5 protein-coding genes are annotated in these 7164 nt (G+C 73.4%); 1 reads left to right on the forward strand and 4 read right to left on the reverse strand.

All coding sequences use genetic code 11. The features are described from left to right. Positions 1–107 precede the first annotated feature (107 nt). From AB0M39_RS23595 to AB0M39_RS23610, 4 genes are all read right to left on the reverse strand, one after another. Positions 108–1142, reverse strand: coding sequence for an ABC transporter permease (locus tag AB0M39_RS23595; RefSeq protein WP_365367453.1), 1035 nt, complete (start codon positions 1140–1142; stop codon positions 108–110). Further along, positions 1139–2665: a sugar ABC transporter ATP-binding protein gene (locus AB0M39_RS23600; protein WP_365367455.1), complete on the reverse strand. Its 1527-nt coding sequence runs from the start codon at positions 2663–2665 to the stop codon at positions 1139–1141. Before AB0M39_RS23600 ends, AB0M39_RS23595 begins: the two co-directional genes overlap by 4 nt. Positions 2666–2792: 127 nt before the next feature. Then, entirely contained in the window at positions 2793–3974 is a 1182-nt protein-coding gene (locus AB0M39_RS23605; RefSeq protein WP_365367471.1) for an ROK family transcriptional regulator, read from the reverse strand. Positions 3975–4333: 359 nt separating this feature from the next. Next, the gene (locus AB0M39_RS23610) at positions 4334–5014 is read right to left on the reverse strand and encodes a GntR family transcriptional regulator (RefSeq protein WP_365367457.1); all 681 of its coding nucleotides are present in this window, start codon (positions 5012–5014) and stop codon (positions 4334–4336) included. A gap of 334 nt (positions 5015–5348) precedes the next feature. Here AB0M39_RS23610 and AB0M39_RS23615 point away from each other — a divergent pair, with 334 nt between their 5' ends. Next, positions 5349–7100: a beta-galactosidase family protein gene (locus AB0M39_RS23615; protein WP_365367459.1), complete on the forward strand. Its 1752-nt coding sequence runs from the start codon at positions 5349–5351 to the stop codon at positions 7098–7100. Positions 7101–7164 lie beyond the last annotated feature (64 nt).

Raw genomic sequence — 7164 nt, forward strand, 5'->3', positions numbered from 1 at the left:
TCAACCCTTCGGCTGGGCGGGGTGCGAGGTGGGTGCGGGGCCGGCGTGGGGGGGTTCGGGTTGTGCGGAAGTCGGGGGCGCGGGGGGTGCGTCGGGGGGTGTGCGGGTCAGTGCTCGCTGCCGCGCAGGGTGCGGTGCTGCACCAGGACGGCGGCGACGATGATCGCGCCCTTGGCGATCTGCTGGACGGCGCTCTCCAGGTTGTTGAGCGCGAAGATGTTGGTGATGGTGGTGAAGACGAGGACGCCGAGCACGGAGCCGACGATGGTGCCGCGTCCGCCGCTGAGCAGGGTGCCGCCGATGATGGCCGCGGCGATGGCGTCGAGTTCGTAGAGGTTGCCGTTGGTGTTCTGTCCGGAGCCGGCCAGGACGATGAGCATGAAGGCGGCGATTCCGCAGCACAGGCCGGACAGCAGATAGAGGTAGAGCCGCTGGCGGCGTACGTCGATGCCGGCGAGGCGGGCGGCTTCCGCGTTGCCGCCGACGGCGACGGTGCGTCGGCCGAAGGTCGTGCGGTTCAGCAGCAGCCAGCCGACGGCGGTCACGGCGGCGAAGACGAGGACCAGCGGTGGGATGCCCAGGAGGTAGGCGTCCTTGACGCCGAGGTCGAGGACGGAGTCCACGGTCACGATCTGCGTCTTGCCGTCGGTGATCTCAAGAGCCAGTCCGCGGGCGGCGGCGAGCATCGCGAGCGTGGCGATGAACGGGACCATCCCGCCGTAGGCGATGAGCAGGCCGTTGACCAGTCCGCAGCCCAGTCCCACCACGACGGCGGTGAACAGGATGCCCGCGAAGCCGAACTCCTGCGTGGCCAGCGTCGTGGCCCACACGGAGGCCAGGGCGACGATCGCGCCGACCGACAGGTCGATGCCGCCGCTGGTGATCACGAAGGTCATGCCGACGGTGACGACGCCGATGACGGATGCCTGGGTGAGGACCAGCTGGAGATTGCCGGCGTCGAGGAACTCGTCGGGCTTGGTGACGCCGCCGACGGCGACCAGTACGGCGAGGACGCCCAGCAGCGACAGATTGCGGACGTCGGCGCGCAGTCCGAGGGCGCGGCGGCGTCCTGTGTCCGGCGGTGCGGGCTTCGCGGTGGGCGCCGGCGCGTCCTGCTGCGCCGGAGATGCTGGCTGCGTCATGCCGTCGGGCTCCCTTCCATCACAAGGTCGAGTACGCGGTGCTCGTCCAGCTCGCGGGCGGGCGCGGTGTGCACGACGCTGCCCTCGCGCAGCACCAGCACCCGGTCGGCCAGGCCCAGGACTTCGGGCACCTCGCTGGAGACGAGCAGTACGGCGAGGCCCTCGTCGGCGAGCCGGCGGATCACGGCGTACAGCTCGGCGCGCGCGCCGACGTCGACGCCGCGGGTGGGCTCGTCCAGCAGCAGCACCCGGCAGCCGCGCAGCAGCCAGCGCGCCAGGACGGCTTTCTGCTGGTTGCCGCCGGACAGGGTGCGGATGCGGGCGTCGGGGTCGTCGGGCCGCATGGACAGCTCCCTGGCGGCCCGGTGGGCCTCCGCGCGCTCGGCGCGGCGGTCGAGCCAGCCGCCGGCGGAGAACCGGGAGAGGGTGGCCAGGGAGACGTTGCGGGTGACGGACTCCAGCATCAGCAGCCCCTGCGCCTTGCGCTCCTCGGGGGCGAGGCCGATGCCGGCGCGGACGGCGGCGCGGACGCTGCCGGGGCGCAGCGGGACCCCGTCGACCAGGACGCGGCCCGCGCTCGGCCGGCGGGCGCCGTAGATCGTCTCCAGGATCTCGGAGCGGCCGGAGCCGACGAGTCCGGCCAGGCCGACGATCTCTCCGGGGCGCAGCTCCAGGTCGAGGGGGGCGAACTCGCCGTCCCGGCCGAGTCCTTCGACGCTCAGCACCGGCGCCGCGGCGAGGTCGCCGGGCGGCTCGGCGGGCCGGTCGGGGAAGACGTACTCGACGTTGCGTCCGGTCATCATGGCAACGATGTCGCGGGTGGGCGTGTCCTTGGCGGGGAGGCCGACCGCGACCGCCCGGCCGTCCTTGAGGACGGTGACCCGGTCGCCGATTCGCCGGATCTCCTCGAGCCGGTGGGAGATGTAGACGACGGCGACGCCGTCCGCGGTCAGGTCCGCGACGATGCGGAAGAGGTTGTCGACCTCGTCGGGGTCGAGTGCGGCGGACGGCTCGTCCATGACGATGAGGCGTACGTCGTGGGAGAGCGCGCGGGCCATGGAGACGATCTGCTGCTGGGCGGCGGACAGGTCGCCGACCCGGCGGGCGGGGTCGATCTCCCGGTGGCCCAGTCGTCTCAGCAGCTGGGCGGCGGCCGACCTGGCCTGGTGGGTGCGTACGACGAAGCCGGCGGTGGTCGGCTCGTGTCCGAGGTAGACGTTCTCGGCGACCGAGAGGTCCTCGACGAGGTCGAGCTCCTGGTAGATGGTGGCGATGCCGAGCCGCATGGCGGCGATGGGCGACCCCAGCACGACGCTCTCGCCGCGCCAGGCGATCTGTCCGCCGTCGGGCCGGTGGGCCCCGGCGAGGACTTTGATCAGGGTGGACTTGCCGGCGCCGTTCTGGCCGAGGAGGCAGTGGACTTCGCCGGGCTGGACTTCGAGGTCCACGCCGTCGAGGGCGCGGACGCCGGGGAAGGACTTGGTGATGTGGGACATGGTGAGCAGAGGCGGTGCTGGTGCCATGGCGGATCCCCTCGGCGGGTGCGGCCGGTGAGCGGGCAGGGTGGAACCAGGGGTGCGCGGTGTGCGGTGGTGCGGGCGGTGCCGTCGTTCGCGAGGGGCCGGGCTGGCCGGTCCCTCGGCGCAGGGGTCAGGCCGGGGAGAACAGATGGTCGCTGATGAGCCGGGCCGCGCCGATCACTCCGGCGGTCGGGCCCAGCTCGCCCAGGACGATGGGGAGGTTGCCGGTGGCCAGCGGCAGGGACTGGCGGTAGACCTGGGTGCGTACGCTGGCGAGGAGGGTGTGGCCGAGGCCGGTGACGCCGCCGCCGATGACGACGAGTCCTGGGTTGAAGAAGCTGACGAGCGAGGCGATGACCTGGCCGACGCGGTTGCCGCCCTCGCGGATGAGGGCGAGCGAGGCGCGGTCGCCGGCGGCGGCCGCGGCCGCCACGTCGACGGCGGTGAGCCGGCCGGACGCCTCCAGGCGGGCGGCGAGCTCGGCCGACTGGCCGGTGCGGGCCGCCTCCTCGGCGTCGCGGGCGAGCGCCGCGCCGCTGAAGTGGGCTTCCAGGCAGCCTCGGTTGCCGCAGGCGCAGGCGCGGCCGTCCGGCGCGACCTGGATATGGCCGATGTCGCCGGCGCTGCCGGTCGTGCCGCGGTAGACCTCGCCGCCGACGACGATGCCGCAGCCAATGCCCGTGCCGATCTTGACGCAGAGGAAGTCGCCGACGGAGCGGGCGACGCCCGCGTGCTGCTCCCCCATCGCCATCAGGTTCACGTCGTTGTCGACCATGACCGGGCAGCCGAGGTCCTGGCTGAGGGCCTCGCGGACCGGGAAGCCGTCCCAGCCGGGCATGATCGGCGGCGCGACGGGCACGCCCTCGGGGTAGCGGACGGGGCCGGGGACGCCGATGCCGGCGCCGTCGAAGCCCTCGGCGAGTCCGGACGCCTTGAGTTTGGCCGCCATCGACAGGACCTGCTCGAAGACCGCGACCGGGCCTTCGCGTACGTCCATCGGGTGGTTGAGGTGGCCGAGCACTTCGAGCTCGGCGTTGGTGACGGCCACGTCGACGGAGGTCGCGCCGATGTCGACGCCGAGGAAGCGCAGCGCGGGCGCGAGCCGGATGTTGTGGGAGCGGCGCCCGCCCCGTGAGGCGGCGAGGCCGTCGGCGACGACGAGCCCGGTCTCCAGCAGCCGGTCGACCTCGACGGCCAGCTTGGAACGGGACAGGTCCACCTGATCGCCCAGCTGGGCACGGGAGTTGGGTCCGCTGTCGCGCAGCAGCCGGAGCAGCCGCGCCTGATGCGCGTTCGCGGGTCGCGCCGTCATTCGTCTCACGTGCCCCTCCCTCCCGTGGCCTGCGGAATGGGGGATCCCATTCGGCCGTTCGTCGGGCGTTCGAGGGGAACGTAGCAGCGCTTTCTCCAACTGGGAAGAACTTGAGCGGAGTTCCGGCACAACTTTCCCCACACCCGGGACAAAGCCTCGGAGAGGGCCGCGCGTTGGGGCCCGGAGCCTTGACGCGTCGGTGGTCCAGTCCTATCGTCACGCACCGGCCGGAGCGCCCTCACCCACCAGGCCGCCCCTCACCCGCCGATCGGAGGGCCCTCACTCGCCGGCCGGAGCACCCTCACCCGCCAGGCCGCGCCTCACCCGCCGATCGGAGGGCCCTCACCCGCCGGACCGCCTCACCCGCCGGACTGGCCCTCGAGGTACGCCTTGCGGGTGTGCTCGGTGTGCGCGCGCATGACCTGCGCCGCGCGGGACTCGTCGCGGGCCGAGATCGCCGCGAGCAGCGCGCGGTGCTCGATCCAGGGCTGCCTGCCGCGCTGCCGGGCCGCCGGCGCGCAGTGCCAGCGCACCCGCCGGTCCACCTGCGCGGCCAGGTCGGCCAGGACGAGGTTGCCGGCGAGGTCCATCACCTGGGCATGGAACGCGGCGTCGGTCGCGAGCGCCAGGTCCACGTCGTCGTCCGCGACCGCCTGCTCGCCCCTGGCGCACACCTCCTCCAGCGCGGCGATGCCCGCGGAGCCGGAGTTCGCCGCGGCCAGCCGGGCCGCCTCGGCCTCCAGGAGCGTGCGGACGGACAGGAGCTGCTCCGCCTCCGCCTCGGTCGGCTCGTGGACGAACGCGCCCTGGGCGGGGCGCAGATCGACCCACCCCTCGGTGTTCAGCCGCTGCAGCGCCTCGCGGACGGGCTGGCGGGAGACGCCGAGATGGCCGGCGAGCTCGCTCTCGACCAGATGCTGGCCGGGGCGCAGCGCACGGTTCGCGATCAGCTCCAGCAGCGCCTCGTAGACCCGCTCGCGCAGCGGACCGGGCCGTTCCAGCTTGGGCACGGCTCCCTGCGGCAGTCCTGCGGACACCATCACGGTCCCCCTCAAGGGCTGAGGCCGAGGCGAATTGGCTATCGTCTACAGTCTACCGAGCCCGTCCCGGGCCGCGTCGGCCCGCGCGTCTTTCGCCGGACCGCCGCCAGCAGCCCGCCGCGCCGCCCGCCCCTCCTCGCGGGCCGGCGGCCCGCCCCCGCCAGGCTGCCCCCTCCCTCTCAGCCCCCTCACGCCCCTCCCCTCTCCGGCCCTGTCGTCGAGGTCTTGCCATCACCAGCGTGTTTACGCAAACATATCCGGTGAGGTACGGCTCCCCCACCGCCGCGCCACACCTCCACCGCGCACTCCCCCTTCAGCACAGGAGCAGCAGCACATGCCCGTTCTTCAGATCGACGACGGCGGATTCCGCCTCGACGGCGAACCCTTCCGGCTCCTGTCCGGCGGGCTGCACTACTTCCGCGTCCACCCCGCGCAGTGGGTCGACCGGCTCCGCAAGGCCCGCCTCATGGGCCTCAACACCGTGGAGACGTACGTCCCCTGGAACCTCCACCAGCCCCGGCCGGACGCCTTCCGCCTGGACGGCGCGCTCGATCTGCCCGGCTTCCTCGACCTCGCCGCCGCCGAGGGGCTCCACGTCCTGCTCCGCCCCGGCCCGTACATCTGCGCCGAATGGGAGGGCGGCGGACTGCCCTCCTGGCTGCTGGCCGAGCCCGGCATCCGGCTGCGGACCCGAGACCCCCGGTTCCTCGCGGCGGTCGACGACTACTTCGCCCGGCTCCTGGCCCCGCTCCAGAGCCGCCTCGCCACGAACGGCGGTCCGGTGCTCGCCGTGCAGGTGGAGAACGAGTACGGGGCCTACGGCGACGACACCGCCTATCTGGAGCACCTCGCCGGCTCGCTCCGCCGGTTCGGGGTGGACGTCCCCCTGTTCACCTGCGACCAGCCCGTCGACCTGGAGCGCGGCGCGCTGCCGGGGGTCCTCGCGACGGCCAACTTCGGCAGCCGCTCCGCCCAGCACCTCGCCGCTCTGCGCGCGCACCAGCCGGACGGCCCCCTGCTGTCGACCGAGTTCTGGATCGGCTGGTTCGACCGCTGGGGCGGGCCCCATGTGGTCCGCGACCCCGACCAGGCGGCGCGGGAGCTGGACGAGCTGCTGGCGACCGGGGCGTCGGTCAACTTCTATATGTTCCACGGCGGCACGAACTTCGGCTTCACCAACGGCGCCAACGACAAGCACACCTACCGGCCCACCGTCACCTCCTACGACTACGACGCGCCCCTGGACGAAGCCGGCGACCCCACCGCGAAGTTCGCCGCCTTCCGGGAGATCATCGCCAAGTACGCGCCGGTCCCCGCCGAGCCCGTGCCCGCGCGCGCGGCCAGACTCGCCCTCCCCCGCGTCCCGTTGACGCACAGCGCCGGCCTGCTGGAGTGCGCTCCAGCGCTCGGGGACGCCGTCGAGTCCCCGTACCCGCTGACGATGGAGCAGCTCGGGCAGGACTTCGGGTTCGTCCTGTACGAGAGCGTCCTGCCGGCCGCGGGGCCCGCGCTCCTGGAGATCGAGCAGGTGCGCGACCGTGCGCAGGTCTTCCTCGACGGGCAGCCCGTCGGGGTCCTGGAGCGGGAGAGCCACGAGCACGCCCTCGCCTTCCGCGTGCCGCGCGCCGGCAGTGTGCTGAGCCTGCTCGTGGAGAACCAGGGGCGCGTCAACTACGGGCCCGGCATCCACGACCGCAAGGGCCTGCCCGGCGCGGTCCTGCTGGACGGCGCGGAGCTCGCCGGATGGACCAGCCGGCCGCTGCCGCTGACCTCCCTGGAGGAGGTTCCGTTCGCCGCCGCGCCGAGGGCGCCGATCGGTCCGGCGTTCCACCGCGGCCGCTTCGAGCTGACCGAGGCGGCGGACACGTTCCTCCACCTCGACGGCTGGACCAAGGGCAACGCGTGGATCAACGGCTTCGCGCTCGGCCGCTACTGGTCCCGTGGACCGCAGCGGTCCCTGTACGTCCCCGCCCCCGTGCTGCGCGCGGGCGCCAACGAGATCGTCGTCCTCGAGCTGCACGCCGCGCACCGCGCTCGTACCGTCGACTTCCGGGAGGCGCCCGACCTCGGCCCGACCGAGGAGTAGGGCGGTCGCTCGCCAGGGCGGCATGCACGACACAGCGGCCGGGCGCCGGCCTCGGGGCCGGCGC

Source organism: Streptomyces sp. NPDC051907, from assembly GCF_040681075.1.
Classification (GTDB): domain Bacteria; phylum Actinomycetota; class Actinomycetes; order Streptomycetales; family Streptomycetaceae; genus Streptomyces.